We start from the raw sequence: 16802 nt of genomic DNA, 5'->3' as shown, positions 1-16802 counted from the left end.
GGCCTCAGCTGCCGCCGTGCGCCGCCCGCAGCCGCGCCAGATAGGCCTCGGGTCCGTGTCCGTGTGCCTGGTCCTGGGCTCCCCGCCGGACGTGCTCCAGGTCTCCGCCGGGGCCGATGCGCAGCATGGTGGTGGCCGCGTGGGGGATGTCGGGGCGGCGCAGTGCGTCGGCGTCGACGACCGGGATGCCGGGCCCGAACATCGCCGTGGCCCGGGGTGCGGTGTCCGCCGGGGGCTGCCCGGTCCGGTTCGCACTGCTGACGTAGAGGTGGGGGAAGCCCGACAGCAGGGCGGACATCGGCCGCCAGTGTGCGCCGAACAGCAGGAGGTGGCCGTCGCGGAGGGCGGGTCCGGTCCAGGGCGACGGCCGCGCGTCCGCGCGTACGGGCACCAGGAGCGTGACCCGTTCCTCGCGCAGCAGGGCGAACGCGGTGCGCAGCGCGGCCGGTGCGAGGGCCAGTTCCGTGCCGAGGTCGCGCCAGACGGAGTCGTCGTGGACCCAGAGGGCGACCTCCTGGCCGGTCGGGCGGCCCTTCGCGGCGTTGACGGCTCCGGGGGTGGTGGCGGCGACGACGTAGGTGAGCGGGCTGGGGTTGGGCAGGATGACGGCCCCTCCGGCCCGCAAGGCGTCGGCTGCGGCGCCGGTGTCCGGGAGGCGGGTGTCCGACATGGTGAGTCCGATCAGGGTGCGGGTGCGGGTGCGGGTGCGGGCGTTGGCGTGGGCGGGGCGGTGGTGAGGGCGTCGAGGTACGCGGCGAAGTCCGCGTCGGGGACCTGGGCCTGGTTCAGGCGGTAGGCGCGGTCCTTGACCCAGGCCAGGGCCGCGCCGGTCTGGTCCGGATCCAGGTGGTGGCCCAGGCGCTCGGCGACCGCGCGCAGCACGCGCCGGCTGGCGAGATGGGTCAGCACGACGGTCGGGGCGAGGCCCAGATGCTGCTCGGGGTCGTAGGGCTGGAAGGTGCGCGGGTGGGTGAAAGGGGTTCCGGTGGAGATCGTGGCGACCCCGCTGCCCACGATCGGAGTGGTGACCGTGAGCGGTACCCCGGTCTCCGCGGACACCATCCGGGCGATGCCCGGCAGCCGCCTCAGGTCCGGCTGCGTCCACCACGGCTCGCAGTCGGGCCCCAGGACGTACGCGGCCTTGGCCCGGTCGTGCGCGAGGAGGAAGAGCAGCTGCTCGGTGGCGACCATTCCGCTGCGCTCGGCCATGCCCAGCCAGGAACAGGCCGCGACCCGCGCACCGCTCTCGAGGGCTGCCAGGGTGTTGGCAAGGCCCAGGCCGAGGTCGTTGTGGAGGTGCGAGACCAGGACCGTGTCCCGACCGGCGCCGTCCGCGACCCGCCGGAAGAGGTCCTGGGTCTGGCCGGGCAGCAGGTCGCCGACCGTGTCGGCGAGCACGATCGTGGCCGCCCCCTGCGCCGTCATCCGGCCCGCGTACTCGGCCACCAGGGCGTGGTCGGCGCGCGGCGCGTCCACCAGGCACACGTCCACCGCCGTACCGTCGGCGCGGTCCACGGCCTCCTTGACCACGTCCAGGCCCCGGTCCAGGGCCGTGCGGGCGTCACTGTGCACCAGGGCGCGGGCCGTGGCCTCGGAAGCGGCCACGATCACCATGATCCGCCCGTGCGCCGCACCGCGCACCGCGCCCAGCGCCAGCCGTACGTCCTCCACCGTGCCCCGGCAGATCGCGGACGGACTCACCGACTCCTGGGCCTCCAGGGCCACTTGCCGGGTCGCCTCGTACTCCTGACCGCACACCGACGGGAATCCCGCGGCGAAGACCACGTGCCGGGGGCCGTCGGCCCCGAACACCGCCCCCTGCTCACGGGCGAGGCGTACGCGGAAGCCGGCGCTCATCAGGGTCTTCGCCTGTGCGCCGTCCCGTGCCGACTCCTCGAAGAGCACGACCCGTCCGGCCCGTACCGACTCCCGCACCACGTCCACGTCCAACAACGGCCAAACTCCATTTCCGGCGCGGCACTTGAACGCCCGCGAGCGCTGTGGAGATCCACTGGGAGGGATCGTACGGGGGCGGGCATCCCCGGTTTCGCCGTCCACGGATGTTCGAGTCGGTGATCGAAATCGAGATGCGGCAGGCTTCCGGGTGCTGGCAGGCTGCGCCGGTGAACCGTGAACAGATCTCCGGCATCGCCCATGCCGATCATCCGATCAAGTCCCCGCTCGACGACGATTCGGTACGCCTGCTCCTGGAACGGGGCCTCCCGCGCGGCGACGAGCGCGTGCTCGATCTCGGCTGCGGCAGCGGCGAATGGCTGCTGCGGGCCCTGGCCGCCCGCCCGGACCTGCACGCCGAGGGCGTCGACGTCTCCGGGGACGCGCTGGCGCAGGCCCGCCGGGAAGCGGACCGCCTCGGTGTCCGGGAGCGGCTGGTCCTGCACCACCGGGAGGCCGCGGACTTCGCCTCCCCGCACCCGTTCGACCTCGTGGTCAGCGTCGGAGCCACGCACGCCTTCGGAGGCCTCCTGCCTACCCTCGCCGCCGCCCGGGGCCACCTCGCTCCCGGCGGACGGGTCCTGATCGGCGAGGGGTTCTGGGACCGCTCGCCGTCCGCGGAGGCCGTCGAGATGTTCGGGGACCTGGCCGATCTGGCCACCACCGTGGACCTCGTCGTCGCCGACGGGTGGACTCCCGTCCACGGCCACGTCAGTACGCGCGGTGAACTGGACGCCTACGAATGGGCCTGCTGGGGGTCGCTGGCCGCATGGGCCCTCGACCACCCCGCCGATCCGGACAGCGGGCACGTGCTGGCCACGGCCACCGCCCGCCGCACCGAATGGCTGCGCACCTACCGGGACACCTGGGGCTTCGTCTCCCTGGTGCTGCGTCAGACGTAGCCGACCGTGACCTCTTGGAAGCCCAGGGAGTGGAGCAGGCCCTCCAGCATCGTCGTGGTGTTCTTCTCGGTGCGCTCCACGAGCCCGCTGTCACGGGCCGCTTCCGTGATGTGCTGAACGGCCAGGCGCTGTACGGCCTGTTCACCGGCCGGATTGTCGGTGAACAGGTCGCCCAGCCGGTCCAGCAGGCCCCGCTGCTTGGACACGGCGTAGGAACGGTCCAGATCCAGCGCCGCCGTGCCGAGGACGGCGTGGGGCAGGCGGAGCGTGACCTTGGTGCGCTCCTCGTTCACGGTGACGGCCTGCTCGCCGAGTCCGCCCAGGTCCACGTAACCGCTCACGGAGCCCGCCCCTACGTAGAGGGTCCGGGTTCCCCGGACGGCGTCCGGCAGGAAGGCCGCGTCCTTCTCCAGGTCCACCACGACCTGGAAGTTGCCGGCAGCCCCCTCGTAACGGTGCATGTCCTGGATGGACTTGAGCAGGACCGGGCCCGAGCGGTCCACGGCGTCCTCGCCGAACAGGTCGCCGAAGCCCGGCAGAAGACTGAAACGGCCGGCCAGGACCAGGACCACCGCGAGCACTGCCAGCCCACCGACGGCCCGTCCCCACCACGGCAGCCGCCGCGGATCTCTTCGCGGTGCGGGTTCGCGCTCCGCGTCGTGCGATGAGTTGTCCATGCCCTGCGGATGCCCCACGCGTGCGGCCCCACTCCTCGGAGCCGTCGAAGGAGCGGTCGAAGGGGGCCGGACTACCAGGTTCCGCCCGGTGCTGCCTCGGCGTGGGCGGAGCGGCCGGGGGCGAAGGACATCCGGTTCCAGGTGTGGCGGCGGCCACGGATGGCCACCGAGTAGGCGTACATGACCTCGGGGTCGCACATGCCGGGGAGGTAGGAGTCGCCGAAGTGGTGGGCGTCGAAGCCGGCTTCCTTGGCGTTGAGGGCGAGCTGCGGCACCACGTTCGCGTGCGAGCCCTCCTGGCTGGTGCCGATGGCGCCCATGACGATCGCGCCCGCGTCCTGGACCGCGGCGACGGCCGTCGCGGCCAGCTCGCGGGTCATGCCGGGCAGTGTGCCCGGCAGCGGGGCGACCACGCCGTCCGCTCCGGCGTCGACGAGGGCGGTCAGCCGTGCGGGGGTGACGCGTTCGGGGCAGCCCGCGTGGTGCATCTTGCCCGACCACAGGGCGGCATCGTCGCCGAGCCCCTTGCGCAGTTCCTCGGTGACCCGCGCCATGCCGTCGTAGGTGCCGCCCGTTCCGGGGTTGGCGGTGATGCACAGCAGGGCGGCGCCCATGTCGACGAGGCGCCGGGCGTGTTCGGAGGTGGCGCGGCGGATCTCCGGAACGTCGCCGGGTTCCAGGTTCACCCCCACGGGGCGGCCGATCAGGCGGGCGAGATCGGTGAAGGAGGTGAAGGTCCCGAGTCCGGGCATGACGAGCCGCTCCCCGTCCCAGGCGCGCTCGATGAGGTTGAGGATGACGATGTCGGCGCCGAAGGCGGCCACCAGCTCGGCGTTGTGCACGCCGCGCCCGTCGGGGTGCGGGGAGAGCGCGGCGCGCTCGGCGAAGACCTCGGCCACCATGGTCCGGCCCTCGGCGGCGGCGACCGCCCGGGTCAGAGCGCGGCCGCGCAGGGCGGAGAGCGCGTCGCGGTCGAGGTCGAGGATTCGCTGAGTGGTCATGCCTACGACCCTAGCCAGCGGGACCCCCACCCCTGGGCCGCCGATGGTCCCCCCGGGCAGGGCCCTTGGCCCCGGCTCCCGTTCCCTCTACCGGACGCCCCTTGCGCCCCGTCAGGCCTGGGCAGCTCCCCGCGCGGTGCCCCGCAGCCGTTCCCGTCCCGTCGAAAAGGAGACGGGCGGGAACGGCCGCAGCGTGCGGGCCAGGCAGAGGGAGCGCAGCCCCTCAGCGGCGTTGCCACGTCGTCAGCGCCTCGTCCGCCGTGTCGCGGACCTCCGGGTCGGGGTGGGACCGCAGGTCGCGCAGCACGCTGAGGGCCGGGCCGAGTTCGCCGCCCGTCGACGCCGCCCGGCTCGCGTGGTCCTGTGCCAGGGCCACCGCGTACAGGCCCGCGAACAGCCCGTCCCGGGGCGGGAGCGTGCCGTTCCGGCGCCGCGCGAACCACCGCGGCCCCGTCGCCCCGCTCGCCAGCGCCGCGTCGCGCGCGTCCGCCAGCTCGGCCGGGGAGACCCGGGGTGAGCGGCGGGCCAGCGCCACCGCCGTACGGGCCGCGAGCAGTGGCCGGTCGCGTACGGCCCGGGCCTGCGCCCGTAGCTCCCGGGCCCGCTCGGCCGCCGGCGCGGCGGGGCCCCACAGCGCCGTCCGGGCCGTCACCGCCCACCGCAGGCTCGCGTCCTGCTCCGCGATCAGCGCGATCGCGCGCTGCCAGACGGGCCGGCAGGCCTCGGGCAGGCCCTGCCCGGCCGTTCGTTCGAGGCACCCCGCCAGCACCGCGACCCGGTGCAGGGCGTCGCGAGGGTCCCGGTCCGCCGGTTCGGCCGGCGCGCCGCGCCCGCGCGTCCGGGCGGCCGACCCGGCCTCCCGTACCGACCGGGCCAGCAGCGCGGCCGTGACCGTTTCCAACGGCGGCCCGTACGTGTCCGGATCGACCCGTGCCGCGTCCACGACCGCCTCCACCGCAGCCCGCCACACGGCTTCGTGGCTCCCCGGCCCGACCGCCAGACGCGGCAGCAGGCCCGCGTCCACGGCGGACGGCACCACGAGGGCCCAACGGCGCAGCACCCGGCAGGCCTCGGCGACCGTACGCGCGTCCGGCGCCTCCGCGGGCGCGCCCTGCGCGGGCTCCTCCGCGAGGAACATGCGGCACACCTCGGCCACGAGCCTCCCGTACGGCTCCCGCGCCGCCGTCGGCAGGGCGAGCGGGTCCACCCGCAGCAGCGCCTCCCGCTCCGCCCTCGAACCCTCCCGCACCGCCGTACGGAGGCACGCCTCCACCGGCCCCAGCGTCACGAGCTGCGCCGCCCGCGTCACCGCCGCCGCCCGGACGTCCCGGTGCTGCCCCGGCGCCGAGAAGGCCGCCACCAGCAACTCGCCCGCCGGCGCCGCCGGCAGCCGGTCCGCCGCCAGCCGGACGATCTCCTTGCGGCTCGTCACCTTCGTGCCCGTGGCCCGCTCCAGCACGGGGCGGAACCGCTCCGCGAGTTCCGCCGGCGGCACGTGCGCGCAGATCCGTCCGATCCCGTACACGGCGACCCGCGCCCGGTCGCCGTCGGCCCGCGCGAGCAGGTCGGGCAGGACCAGGCCGGGCCGGTCGGCGCCCGGCAGTGCGGCGAGGGCCGCCTCGGCCGTCGGTACGTGTTCCGATTCCGCGGCCTCCCGCACCGCCGCCAGCCCACCGCCGCCCGGCACCGCCGCGAGCTCCCGCAGGAGCGCGTCACCGGGGGACCGCTCCGGATGCGCCCGGGCGCGGAGCCCGGCCGCGAGCCAGTCGGCCACGGCCGCGCACGTCGCATCCGTCCACCGGTGCGCGTACTCCCCTACCGGGGGCAGGACGTGCCGGCGGGATCCGCCCACGGTCCGCTCCGGGTCGTGGAACCGGCCGCGCGGAGGAGAGTCCAGCGGCGTGGAGGCGAAGGCCGGCAACAAGTCGTCGGCCTGCCGTGCCACGAGCTGCACCACACGGGGCAGTACGACGGCGGACGGATCGGCGGCGAGCAGGGTGCGGATGCGTTCGGCCCGCGGACCCGCCGAGGCCAGCCACAGTACGCAGGCGCGTTCCGCCGGCCCGCGCGCGCCGGTCAGCGCGATCCGCTCCACGACCTCCGCCAGCCAGGGCTCGGCCCGCTCCCAACGCGGGTCCGGCGCAAGGGACTCGGCGAGGGAGAGCGCGGGGACGGGATCGCCCGCGTCGAGGGACTCCGTCACCACGGGACGCAAGGCGTCGAGCAGCGCCCGGGCCGCGGCGGCCGGCGGCTGCGTACGCAGGGCCTGCGTCACGAACCGGCCGAACCCGCCACCGGGCGTGTCGGGACCGTCGGCGCGGACCAGCGTACGTACGGCCCACGCGGCGGGCGCCGGCAGCTCGCCGGCCTCCTCTGCGGAGGGTCCGGCAGCGCGGTGCGTCCCGTCCGCGGTCGTGTGCAGCAGGCGGCCCGCGAGGTGGGTGAGGGCGACGAGCGTCGGGTACGAGAGGTCCCGCGCGGCGAGCGTGTCCGAGGCGATCCGCTCCAGCGCCGGCACCGCGGCCGCGGTGAAGGTCCGCATGGGCAGGGCGCCCAGAGCGCCCACGGCGGTCTGGCGCACCGGGTCCTGCTCGGAACGCAGCCAGGCCAGCTCCGTCAGTACCTCGGTGGTCACCTCGGGACACCGGGCCCGCGCGGCCGCGTGCACCAAGGCCCGCCAGGCGGCCGCGCGCCCGTCGGAGTCCGCCTGCCGGGTGTCCGCCCGGAGCGCCTCGGCCTCGTCCTCGTACGGAAGGAAGGCCCTCAGCACCAGCAGCTCCACCGGCTCTGCGCCCCGCGCCCGCGCCTGTTCGAGGGCGTGCAGGGCGAAGGGCGCGGCCTCCCGGCCGGGCAGTACGCGCATCAGCGCGGCCGGGAGCACCGCCGTCTCGGAGCCCGCGGCCGCGGCGGGTGCGGAGCCCTCCCCGGCCCGGACCGCGTCCAGCACCGCCCGGCGCCGACCGGGCGGGAGCGCGGGCAGGAACGCCGCGAGCACGGGCGCGGGAACCGCCGCCGCACGCAGTGCTGCGACGAGTTCGGCCTCGGGGACGGCAGCGGCGAACCGGCGCGCGCCGCTGCCGGACAGGGTCCTCGCCGCGAGGACGACACGGCCCCGCCCCCACAACCGCGCCGCGAGCCGCGGCCGCCGGGCGACGAACGCGGGCAGGTGCGGGACCAGCCCGGCCGGGAGCCGCTCGGGGCCGACCCGCTCGAACAGGTCCAGCACCGCGCCCGGGTCGACCTGCGCCAACGCGTCCAGCGCGTCACGGGCCGTCAGCAGCCACCAGAGCTCGCGGGCGGCCGGTGCCTGCGCCTCGGCCTCCCGTACGACGGTCTCGTGCACGACCGCGGGCACCCGGCGCGCCAACGGCAGCCAGGAGTGCAGGGCGTGCCGGAGCTCCGGCAGCAGCCGCCGCACCGTCGCGGGGGAGCAGGAGGGCAGCAGCCGGGCCGCCTCGCGGTCGCCCCAGGTCGCGCGGACGGAGTCGATGAGGGCATCGGGGAGCGAGCCCGGAATGCGGTGGAGGGTGGCGACGAGCTGTTCCCGGGCCGCGGCCGTGACCCGGTCGGTCACCAGGACCTCGGCGGTCGGACGGATGCGGCCGGTGCGCAGCGCGGCCAGCGCCTGGGCGCGTACGGCCCCGTTCGGGTCGGTGAGCCCGGCGACGAGCAGGTCCGCGAGCCGCTCGCCGTGTGCCGGGTCGGAGGGGACGGCGCGTGCGCAGATCAGGGCCGTGGCCCTGGTGTCCGGCACATGGCGATCCGGGTCGGCGAGCTCCGTGAGCAGGCCGGGCACCTCGGCCGGGGCCATCGCACGCACCTGGGCGACGGCAGCGCGGATCCGCTCGCGGTGAGCGAGCGGAGCGAGCGAGGCGAGGAGCCGGTCCGCGGCCTCCCGACCGGGCCGGGCGGAAGGGTGCGAGGGCTGTGGGGAGGTGCTCATGCGGCCATCGTGCAACAAGGGGCGGATGAGGAGCGAGGCAATTGAAGGCCACCGGCCGCAAGCACCATCAAGTGAACAAACCTCCCCAACCCTGCTGATTTGACCCGCCCGATGCCGTGCAGCAAGGTCGGGGCATGGATCAGATCTTCGAGAAGTTCCGGACCCTGCCTGTCGAGGAACAGCTCTCCCCGTCCCTCACCCGCCGCAGGTACGCGGACTTCCCCGTCCTCGTCGTGGACCATCCGCGCGCCGGACAGGCGTGTCTGAGCATCCAGGGCGGACAGCTCGTCAGCTGGCGCCCGGCCGGCGCCCGCCCGGATGCTCCCGGCGCGCTGTGGTCGGCCGACCCCGACCTGTGGCGGCGCGGGACGGCCGTACGCGGTGGAGTCCCGCTGTGCTGGCCTTGGTTCGGCCCGTCGGGCCCCGCCGGTTCGCCCTCGCACGGGTTCGCGCGGACCACCGACTGGGAGTTGACGGCCTGGGAGGAGGACGCCGACCGGGTCGTCGTGGAATGCACGCTGAGGCCCTCGGAGGCGACCCGCGCACTGTGGCCCGAGGAGTTCGTCCTCGTGGCGCGGTACACCCTGACCGACAGCTGCCTCATCGAGATCGAGGACCGGGGCGACCACACCGCCACCGCCGCGCTCCACACCTACGTACGGATCGGCGACCTGGGGCGGGCACACCTCGCGGGCCTCGGCCCCGAACACACCGACGGCCTCACCCGGCGCCACTACGAGGACGAGGACGGCACGCTCACCCCCGTCGACCACGTCGAGCGGTTCCAGACGGCGCCCGCACCCGTCACCACGGTGCGCGACGAGGTGCTCGGAAGGATCGTCTCCCTCGCCCACCACGACCACAGCGACGTGGTGGTCTGGAACCCGGGCGCCGAACTCGCGCGGGGCATGGCCGACCTCGCGCCGCAGGAACACCGGCACTTCCTGTGCGCGGAGACCGCCCGGGTGGGGCGGCCGCTGGTGGCGCAGGAGGGGCGGCCGGGCCGGCTGGCGGTCGAACTCCGGATGACGGAGCTCTGAGGGCCGACCCGACCGCGCCCGGCTCGGGCGGGGGGCTCACTCCCCGGTCAGCACCGTGGCCAGGAGCGCCGCGGTCCGGGCGATGAGGGGGTGGTCGGGCGCGGCGTCGGGGCGGGGCTTGGTCGTCAGGACGGCGATGACGAGGGGTGGCCGGCCGGGGGGCCAGGCGACGGCCACGTCGTTGTCGGTGCCGTACGCACCCGTGCCGGTCTTGTCCGCCACGGTCCAGTTCCCCGGCAGACCGGCCCTCAGCCGCTCGCCGCCCGTCGTGTTCCCCAGCAGCCAGCCGGTGAGCCTCCTCCGGTCCGCCGCGTCGAGCGCGGTGCCGAGGACGAGGCGCTCGTAGGTCCTCCCGATCGCGTACGGGGTGGTGGTGTCGGTCACCCGCCCGGGTTCGGCGGTGTTCAGGTCCGGTTCCCACCGGTCCAGACGGGTCACCCCGTCCCCGGTCGAGCGGGCGAAGCGCGTGACGGCGGCCGGGCCGCCCAGCTCGCGCAGGAGGAGGTTGGCGGCGGCGTTGTCGCTGAAGCGGATCGCGGCCTCGCTCAGCTCCGCGATGGTCATCCCGTCGGCGAGGTTCTCCGCCCGGCCGGTGATCGGGGCGTGCCCGGAGGCGGCGGCCTCCTGCGCGGTGTAGCGGAGGCGCTCGGCCAGGAACTCCCCGTCCCGGTCGAGGTCACGCAGGACGGCGGCCACGGCGAGGGTCTTGAAGACCGAGCAGAGGGGGAAGCGCTCCTGAGCCCGGTACCGCACCGTGCGACCGGTGGCGGTGTCATGGGCGTACACGCCCAGACGGGCGGAATGCTCCCGTTCCAGGGCCGCCAGCCTGTGCGAGACGGCGCCGCTGCCGCCGGGGGACGCGGACGCGGCGAAGGCGCGGCCGCCCGCCGGCAGCCAGGCGGCCAGTGCCGCTCCGGCTCCCAGGGCGAGCGCGGCGCGCCGGGACGAGGTCTTCCGTGTGGTGTTCACAGTCGTCGTCTTCCTCCCCGGGCCGAGACCTCAACCCCCCCGAAAGGGGTACCGACGGCCACGGAGGGTGAGATTCGGGGCTCTGGGTGGTGACCCGCCCCACAGGACCTTGGTCATGTACGAGGCGGGATCGTAGTCCTTAAACGTCCCTTACCTGACCTCTCGTATGGGCTTTGACCTGGGGTGATGTGTGGCCGGTGGGTGGGGGGTCGTTGCGCCTGGGCTGCGAGGGCCACTAGTAAGAGGGGTTGTTGCCAGGCGGGTGCTACCCCCGTAGAACTGGATGAGTCGCAGGGCGGACGGAGTTCCCCCGGGGCCCGCCCCTGGTTCTCCCGCTTCCGCCACCGGTTCCCTCTCCTTCGCGTGAGTGGCTCACGCACGTCTTTGGCGTGTCTGCGACCGTCCTTGTTCCCGTCGAAAGGTTGCTCCGTGTCCAACGCCGTCATCCGCCGTATCGCCGCTTCGAAGAAGACCTTCGCGGGTACCGTCCTGGCTCTGGGTGTTGCCGGTTCCATGCTGGCCGCTGTTCCGGCGCAGGCTGCTCCGATGGGTGCGAAGGCGATCGCGCAGCAGATGATCAAGGACCCGGCGCAGTTCGCGGCGTTCAACAACATCGTGTCCCGTGAGAGCGGCTGGAACCACACCGCGACGAACGCTTCCTCGGGTGCTTACGGTCTGGTCCAGGCGCTGCCGGCCTCGAAGATGGCCTCGGCGGGCTCGGACTGGAAGACCAACCCGGCGACCCAGATCAAGTGGGGCCTGGACTACATGAACTCCCGCTACGGCAGCCCCGAGGGTGCCTGGAACTTCTGGCAGACCCACCACTGGTACTAAACCGCCGGTGGAACACGACCACGCGACGCCCGACCGGTAATCCCACCGGCCGGGCGCTTCCGCATACCCGGGCCCCTCACGGCTGCGGGCCGCCCCGCTCGGTCCGGTCCACCAATCGGGAGAGCTCCGTCCGGGAACGCACTCCGAGCAGCGCGAAGACGTTGCGCAGGTGGTGGTCGACGGTGCGCGGGCTGACGGAGAGGCTCAGTGCCACCTCCCGGTTGGTGGCGCCCTCGGCCACACGGCGTGCGATCCGCAGTTGCTGCGGTGTCAGCAGGCCCAGCCCGCCCTCCGCTGCGGGGGTGGGCGGCGCCTCACCGGTCGCCCGCAGTTCGGCACGGGTCTGGTCGGCCCAGGCCGGGGCCCCGCAGCGCTCGAAGGTGACCAGCGCGTCCCGAAGCCGGTTCTTCGCCTCGGCCGGACGGCGCCGGCGCCGCAGCCACTTCCCGTACAGGAGCTGGGTGCGGGCCCGCTCGAAGTCGCCGGGCACCTCCTCGTGCCGGTCCAGTGCCAGGGCGTAGAACGCGTCGGCCGTATCGTCCGGCGGGGCGATCAGGGCGCGGCACCGGGCCAACTGTGCCGGTGCCTGCGGGTCGGTGCCCTGCGCGGCCCAGAGGGCGAACTCCTCGACGGCCGCCTCCGCTTCCGTCGGGGCTCCCGACTGTACGGCCGCTTCCACGAAGCACGGCAGGGAGAGCATGCGCACGGCGAAGTGGCCGCGCCCGGGCCCCGGCCGGGTCAACGGGCCGAGTCGGGCGGCGGCCTCGAAGGGCCGGCCGCGGCACAGGTCGGCGCGCGCCGAGGCCCATTCGGCCAGGGTGACCGCTTGGAGGAGCCCGTGCGGGCGGGCGATCTCCACGGCGGCTCCGGCGTGCGCGGCGACGGCCGCCGCGTCGTCCTCGACCGAGGCGACCAGGGCCAGGATCGCGTGCTGACCCGCGGCCACGTTCCGCTGGCCGGCCCGGTGGGCGGCGTGGAGGCCTTCCTGCGCGTGGGCCCGGGCCCGCGCGTGCTGGCCGGCCCGCAGCTCGGCGTACGCGAGGTGTTCGAGGATCCGCGGGGTGAGGGAGGCCAGCCCCCGCGACCGGGACACGGCCAGGGCCCGCGCATTGGTCCGGCATGCCGCCGCTATGTCGCCGAGTACGAGCGCCGCGACCCCGGCCCGCAGCAGGCGGGAGGGGTCGTCGTCGTGCCGCGCACGGTCGAGGACCCGGCGCAGCGGCGGTGCGGCCTCGGCCAGGTGCCCGTCGATCGCCGTGCGCAGCCCCGCCCGGTAGTCGAGCATCGGATGCGGGGGAGTGGTGAGCGGCGCCTCGGCGAGGGCCGCGACGCAGGCGGCGGCGTCGCCCGCGGCCCATGCCGCGTCCATCGCCTCCGTCCTGGCTTCCAGAGCCGCCTCCGCGTCGGTCGGGTCGAGGCGCTCCGCGGCCATGAGCAGCGCCTGGTAGGCGTCGCCGACCGGGCCGTCCCGCAGGGCCATGCTGCCCCGGACGAGTTCCGTGCGGCCCTGCACGGCATCGGAGGACGCACCCTCCCGTGTGGCCGCCAGAAGCCGGCGCGCCCTGCGGGGATGCCCCGACAGGCGGGCGTAGTCGGCCGCGGCGGTGAGGTGTGCGGTACGGGCTTCCTCGTGCGCGGTGAGCTGGGCGGCCCTGGACAGGGCGGCCGAGCGTTCCATGCCGGACGTCGGGGTGCCGGGAGCGGCCGCCTCGACGAGGCCGGCTGCGAGGACGGCGTCGGGCCCTTGCACGGCGAGGGCGAGGTGGAGGAGGTGGCGCAGACGGAAGCGGTCGGCGTCGATGACCGAGGCGAGCAGGGCGTGGGCGGCCCGACGCTGTGTGGACGGCGCGCCGGAGTAGACGGTCCGGCGGAGCAGGGAGCCCGTGAAGGTGATGCGGTCCCCGTCGTGGTGCACCAGTCTCGCCGCCTCGGCTGGGTCCAGTGCGGCCGGGTCCAGGCCGGCCTTGCGGGCGGCGCGCAGGACCAGGGAGGCATCCGCGCCCGCCGTGTCGGGATCGGGCTCCTGCGCGGCCGCCGCGAGGAGCAGGAGCTGCCGGGCGGGCGGCGGAAGCGGGGCGAGGCGGCTCCCGAAAGTGGCCCGCAGGACGCCCCCGTCCAGGAGCGGGCGGGGCAACGGCCGTCGGCCGCCGAGCTGATCCGGCGTCAGGCGCTGCGCGAGGGCCGTCAGAACGGCGGGATTCCCTTCGGCCTCGGAGAGCAACTCCGCACGTACGGAGGGATCCAGGCACCCCAAGGTCAGGTCGCGGAGGAGGGCGGTAGCTGCGTCGTCGTCCAGCGGGCCGAGACGGACCACGGGCCATCCGCTGAACTCGGGCTCCTCCGAGCGGTGTTCCGGCAGCGAGAGCAGGAGTCCGATCGGGCGGCCCGGGTCGGGGTTTCGCGCGGTGGCGCCGAGAACGGCCCGAGAGTGCGCGTCCCACAGGTGTACGTCGTCCACGCAGACGAGCAACGGCTCTCCCGCGGGGAGGAACTGCCTGAGCATCGGGGGCAGTTCGACCGGCCGACCCGATCCGAACGAGACCGGCGGCGGTGCCGCGCCCCGCACCCCGGCCACCCCGCCGAGGAGCGCGCGCAGGCCGTCGTAGGGCCGACGGTGCCGGGGGAGGGGGCGGGGGTGCAGGACGGGCCCGAGCGTGAACTCCCGGGCGGCCTCCGCCAGGAGACTGCTCCGGCCCATTCCGGGCTCCGCCGCGAGCAGGAGCGCCCCGGTGCGCTGGGCCCGGAGCTGGTCCGACAGGGCCGCCACCGCGGCCAGTTCGGCCGTCCGGCCGTACGTCCGGCAAGGACGGTCCACACGAGGGTGTCCGGTCACGCCGGTGAGGTTACTGCCGTGTAAACAGGGGCGGAAGACCGGATGCGGCAGGTGGGAGGCCGGACCTTGCGGGCCTCCCGCCTTCCGGGGTCGGCTCAGGAGGTATGGGGGCAGGTGCCCCGGTACTCCTCGATGGCCAGGCTGGGGCTCGGCACCGGGCAGAGGAACTGCTCGTAGCGGGTGTCGTTGTCGACGAACCGCTTGAGCCACGCAACGCTGTACTTCGCGATGGTGGTGTCCGGGCTGTTCGGGGTGAAGTGCGTGGCGTTGTTGAGTTCCAGGTAGGCCTTGTCGAGCGAGCCGGGGAGGCTCGTGTAGAAGGGCTCCGAGTGCGTGAGGACCGGTGCGACCGTGTCGCCGTCGGCCCCGACGATCAGGGTCGGCGTCTTGATCTCGGGCCAGGACTTGTCGGTGTTCCAGCCCGTGAGGGCGATCGCCGCCTGCAGTGAGGGCCGACTCTTGGCGGCCTCCAAGGTGCCGCCGCCGCCCATGGAGTGGCCCATCACCCCGAGCCGGCTGCCGTCGATCCTGGTGCGGACGGTGCTGCGCTCCGTCAGGTAGTCCAGGGCGGAGAGCAGTTGGCGCCCCCTGCTGTCGGGCTGGTCGAGGGTGGTGAGCGTGTCGATGGTCAGGACGACGAAGCCCTGCGAAGCCAGGCGCGGGCCCAGCCAGGCGATGGACGACTGGTAGGCGGTGAAGCCGGGTGAGATCACCACGGCGCCGAAGGTCCCGTCCGCACTGGAGGTCGGGTAGTAGATGGTGCCGCCGCCGAAGCCGGTGACCCCCAGGGAGGAGACGGTGGTCTGCGACACCGCGTAGGGGCCGCGGAGGGCCTCGATGCTCGACGTGGTCGGTGCGGGGCCGCGTTCGTACGGGTTCGCCGCGGCTTGAGCCCCGGAGGCCGTGAAGGTGGCGAGTGCGCCGATGCTCACGAGCGCCGCCAGGGCGGCCACGAGCGGACGGAGCCGCTTCCCGCCGCGGGGGGCGGGGCCGACGGGGCGCCCCTTCCCGGCGGCGGCGCCGTGGTCGGTGGCGCCCTGGTGGGTGTTGCCTGTGTGTTCCTGGTGCACGACGGAGTCGTCCTCTCGGTCGTGGCGGAGCCGTTCCGGCGGCGGCCGGTCCCGGGCTGGTCGCCGAGGTCCTGCCGCCTGACGGTGGTTCCCGCCGCTGTCGCTGGCCGGACCACTGTCAGGGCGCACCCCGCGACCGCACATCGGTGGAATCACCGGTCTCGCCGGGGGAGGCGCCCATCACGTCAGGGCACACGCCCGTCGCGTCACGGCACACGCCCGTCACGTCAGGGGACGCACCGGAGCGCCCTCAGCCGCCCGACAGCCGGTACGCGTCCCGTGCCAGGGTGAGCGCGATGAGGTCGCGGGGCCGGGACAGGGACTTCGACGTCAGGGCCTCCAGGCGGCGCAGGCGGTTGAAGACCGTGTTGCGGTGGCAGTACAGGCGGCTCGCCGCGCGGCCCGCGGAACCCTCCGCCGCCAGCCACGCGTCGAGGGTCTCCAGCAGCATTGCCCGGTCCGCCGGGTCCAGCTCCAGCAGGGGGCCGAGCACCGCCTGGACCAGCTCGGCCGACAGTTCGGGCTGGCGCACCACCAAGGCCGTGGGCAGCCGCTCGGCCAGCCGCACCAGCACCCGCTCGTCCGGCCCGCAGGTGCGCAGCGCGGTCTCCGCCAGCCGCCGGGCCCGGCCCAGCTCGGCCAACCCGTCCACCACCGGGCTGATCCCGCCCGGCCCCGGGCAGCGGTCCGCCAGCTCCGCCGCCAGCTCGGCCGGCGAGGAGTCGCCCAGGGCCACCACGGCCAGCTCCCGTTCCGTGCGCATCCGCCAGAACAGCCGCATCCCGCCCGCCGCCGCCACCCGGTGCACCGCATCCCCCCGGTCGGCCGGCAGCACCACCACCGCGTACCGCCCCTGCTCCGGCAGGTCCAGGGCCAGCGCCACCTGGGCGGCCAGGGCCGGCGCCGTGTCCCCCTCCAGCAGGGCGTCCAGCAGGGCCTGGGCCCGCTCGTCGCTGCGCCGGCGCATCTCCAGCTCGGCGGTGCGGTACGCCTCCGCGGTCGCGGCCGCCTGCTGCTCGATCCCCGCCCACATGGCCCCGGCCGCGCGGGCCAGTACGGGCAGGGCCTCCGGATCCTTCTCGGTGACGATGTCCAGCAGCGCGTCCCAGGTGAGCCGGCCCGCTCTGCGGTACGCGTAGAGCAGCAGGTCCAGCGGCAGCCCCTGTTCGGCCCGGCGGCGGCCCAGTTCCTCCGCGTACACGAGGTCCTTGCGCGGGCCGGACCGGGGCGCGGCGAAGGCCTCGATCCCGTAGTGCATGGCCTCGCTGACCTGTTGCCAGTGCTCGTCCCGCGGAACGGCCAGGTCGAACAGCGGCGAGTGCTTCGCCAGGTCCCTGATGAGCTGGTCGGTGAGTCCGGGAATGTCGGCGATCAGTACGTCCGCCGCCGACACCAGGACCGACCACTCCTGCTCCGTGCGCGATCTGCGTCCACCCATGGCCGCAGAGGATGTCACCCAGCATCCGCCGCCGAAAGGGGCCCGCGCCGGAGGTCTGTGCGCGTGCACAACACGCTCCCGTCCGGGCTGGTCATCGGCAGCGATTCCGCATCGGCCCGTGGACGCCCGCCCCGGCCCGGTG

At 74.9% G+C, this 16802-nt stretch carries 12 protein-coding genes; 3 read left to right on the top strand and 9 right to left on the bottom strand.

Translation table 11 applies throughout. From position 1 onward, the window contains the following. Positions 1-4: 4 nt before the first annotated feature. On the bottom strand, positions 5-670 hold the full coding sequence (locus tag ACZ60J_RS01685) for a hypothetical protein (protein WP_469678037.1): 666 nt from the start codon (positions 668-670) through the stop codon (positions 5-7). 11 nt (positions 671-681) lie between these two features. Next, positions 682-1944 (bottom strand): 2-isopropylmalate synthase, encoded by a 1263-nt coding sequence (locus ACZ60J_RS01680; RefSeq protein WP_469679084.1) that lies wholly within the window; start codon positions 1942-1944, stop codon positions 682-684. A gap of 179 nt (positions 1945-2123) precedes the next feature. Between ACZ60J_RS01680 and ACZ60J_RS01675 the strand changes: the two genes are divergently transcribed. Further along, a complete protein-coding gene (locus tag ACZ60J_RS01675; RefSeq protein ID WP_469678036.1) occupies positions 2124-2855 on the top strand; it encodes an SAM-dependent methyltransferase in 732 nt (243 codons plus the stop codon). On the opposite strand, the gene ACZ60J_RS01670 is transcribed toward ACZ60J_RS01675, so the two are convergent. The 3 genes from ACZ60J_RS01670 to ACZ60J_RS01660 form a co-directional block, all read right to left on the bottom strand. Further along, on the bottom strand, positions 2846-3532 hold the full coding sequence (locus ACZ60J_RS01670) for a DUF4230 domain-containing protein (protein ID WP_469678035.1): 687 nt from the start codon (positions 3530-3532) through the stop codon (positions 2846-2848). The genes ACZ60J_RS01675 and ACZ60J_RS01670 overlap by 10 nt on opposite strands. A 71-nt stretch (positions 3533-3603) precedes the next feature. Continuing rightward, positions 3604-4533 (bottom strand): DUF7916 family protein, encoded by a 930-nt coding sequence (locus ACZ60J_RS01665; protein WP_469678034.1) that lies wholly within the window; start codon positions 4531-4533, stop codon positions 3604-3606. A 223-nt stretch (positions 4534-4756) separates the two neighbouring features. Beyond that, on the bottom strand, positions 4757-8476 hold the full coding sequence (locus ACZ60J_RS01660; RefSeq protein ID WP_469678032.1) for a hypothetical protein: 3720 nt from the start codon (positions 8474-8476) through the stop codon (positions 4757-4759). 134 nt (positions 8477-8610) lie between these two features. Between ACZ60J_RS01660 and ACZ60J_RS01655 the strand changes: the two genes are divergently transcribed. Continuing rightward, entirely contained in the window at positions 8611-9516 is a 906-nt protein-coding gene (locus ACZ60J_RS01655) for a D-hexose-6-phosphate mutarotase (protein ID WP_469678030.1), read from the top strand. A gap of 36 nt (positions 9517-9552) precedes the next feature. Here the strand turns inward: ACZ60J_RS01655 and bla are convergent, their stop codons facing one another. Next, positions 9553-10440 (bottom strand): class A beta-lactamase, encoded by an 888-nt coding sequence (bla, locus tag ACZ60J_RS01650; RefSeq protein ID WP_469679083.1) that lies wholly within the window; start codon positions 10438-10440, stop codon positions 9553-9555. Between the two features lie 474 nt (positions 10441-10914). Here bla and ACZ60J_RS01645 point away from each other — a divergent pair, with 474 nt between their 5' ends. Beyond that, positions 10915-11319, top strand: coding sequence for an aggregation-promoting factor C-terminal-like domain-containing protein (locus ACZ60J_RS01645; RefSeq protein ID WP_469677952.1), 405 nt, complete (start codon positions 10915-10917; stop codon positions 11317-11319). A 76-nt stretch (positions 11320-11395) separates the two neighbouring features. On the opposite strand, the gene ACZ60J_RS01640 is transcribed toward ACZ60J_RS01645, so the two are convergent. The 3 genes from ACZ60J_RS01640 to ACZ60J_RS01630 all read right to left on the bottom strand — a co-directional run bounded on the left by ACZ60J_RS01640 (position 11396) and on the right by ACZ60J_RS01630 (position 16660). Continuing rightward, positions 11396-14152: a helix-turn-helix transcriptional regulator gene (locus tag ACZ60J_RS01640; protein WP_469678029.1), complete on the bottom strand. Its 2757-nt coding sequence runs from the start codon at positions 14150-14152 to the stop codon at positions 11396-11398. Positions 14153-14247: 95 nt separating this feature from the next. Beyond that, positions 14248-15222 carry a bis(hydroxyethyl) terephthalate hydrolase gene (bdeA, locus tag ACZ60J_RS01635; RefSeq protein ID WP_469678027.1) on the bottom strand — a complete coding sequence of 325 codons (975 nt, stop codon included), beginning with the start codon at positions 15220-15222 and terminating at the stop codon, positions 14248-14250. A 250-nt stretch (positions 15223-15472) separates the two neighbouring features. Then, positions 15473-16660 carry a PucR family transcriptional regulator gene (locus tag ACZ60J_RS01630; RefSeq protein WP_469678025.1) on the bottom strand — a complete coding sequence of 396 codons (1188 nt, stop codon included), beginning with the start codon at positions 16658-16660 and terminating at the stop codon, positions 15473-15475. Positions 16661-16802 lie beyond the last annotated feature (142 nt).

This window comes from Streptomyces sp. NPDC104226, assembly GCF_055584085.1.
The sequence above is the reverse complement of the archived record's forward strand: the minus strand, read 5'-3'. Positions and strand labels throughout refer to the sequence as shown.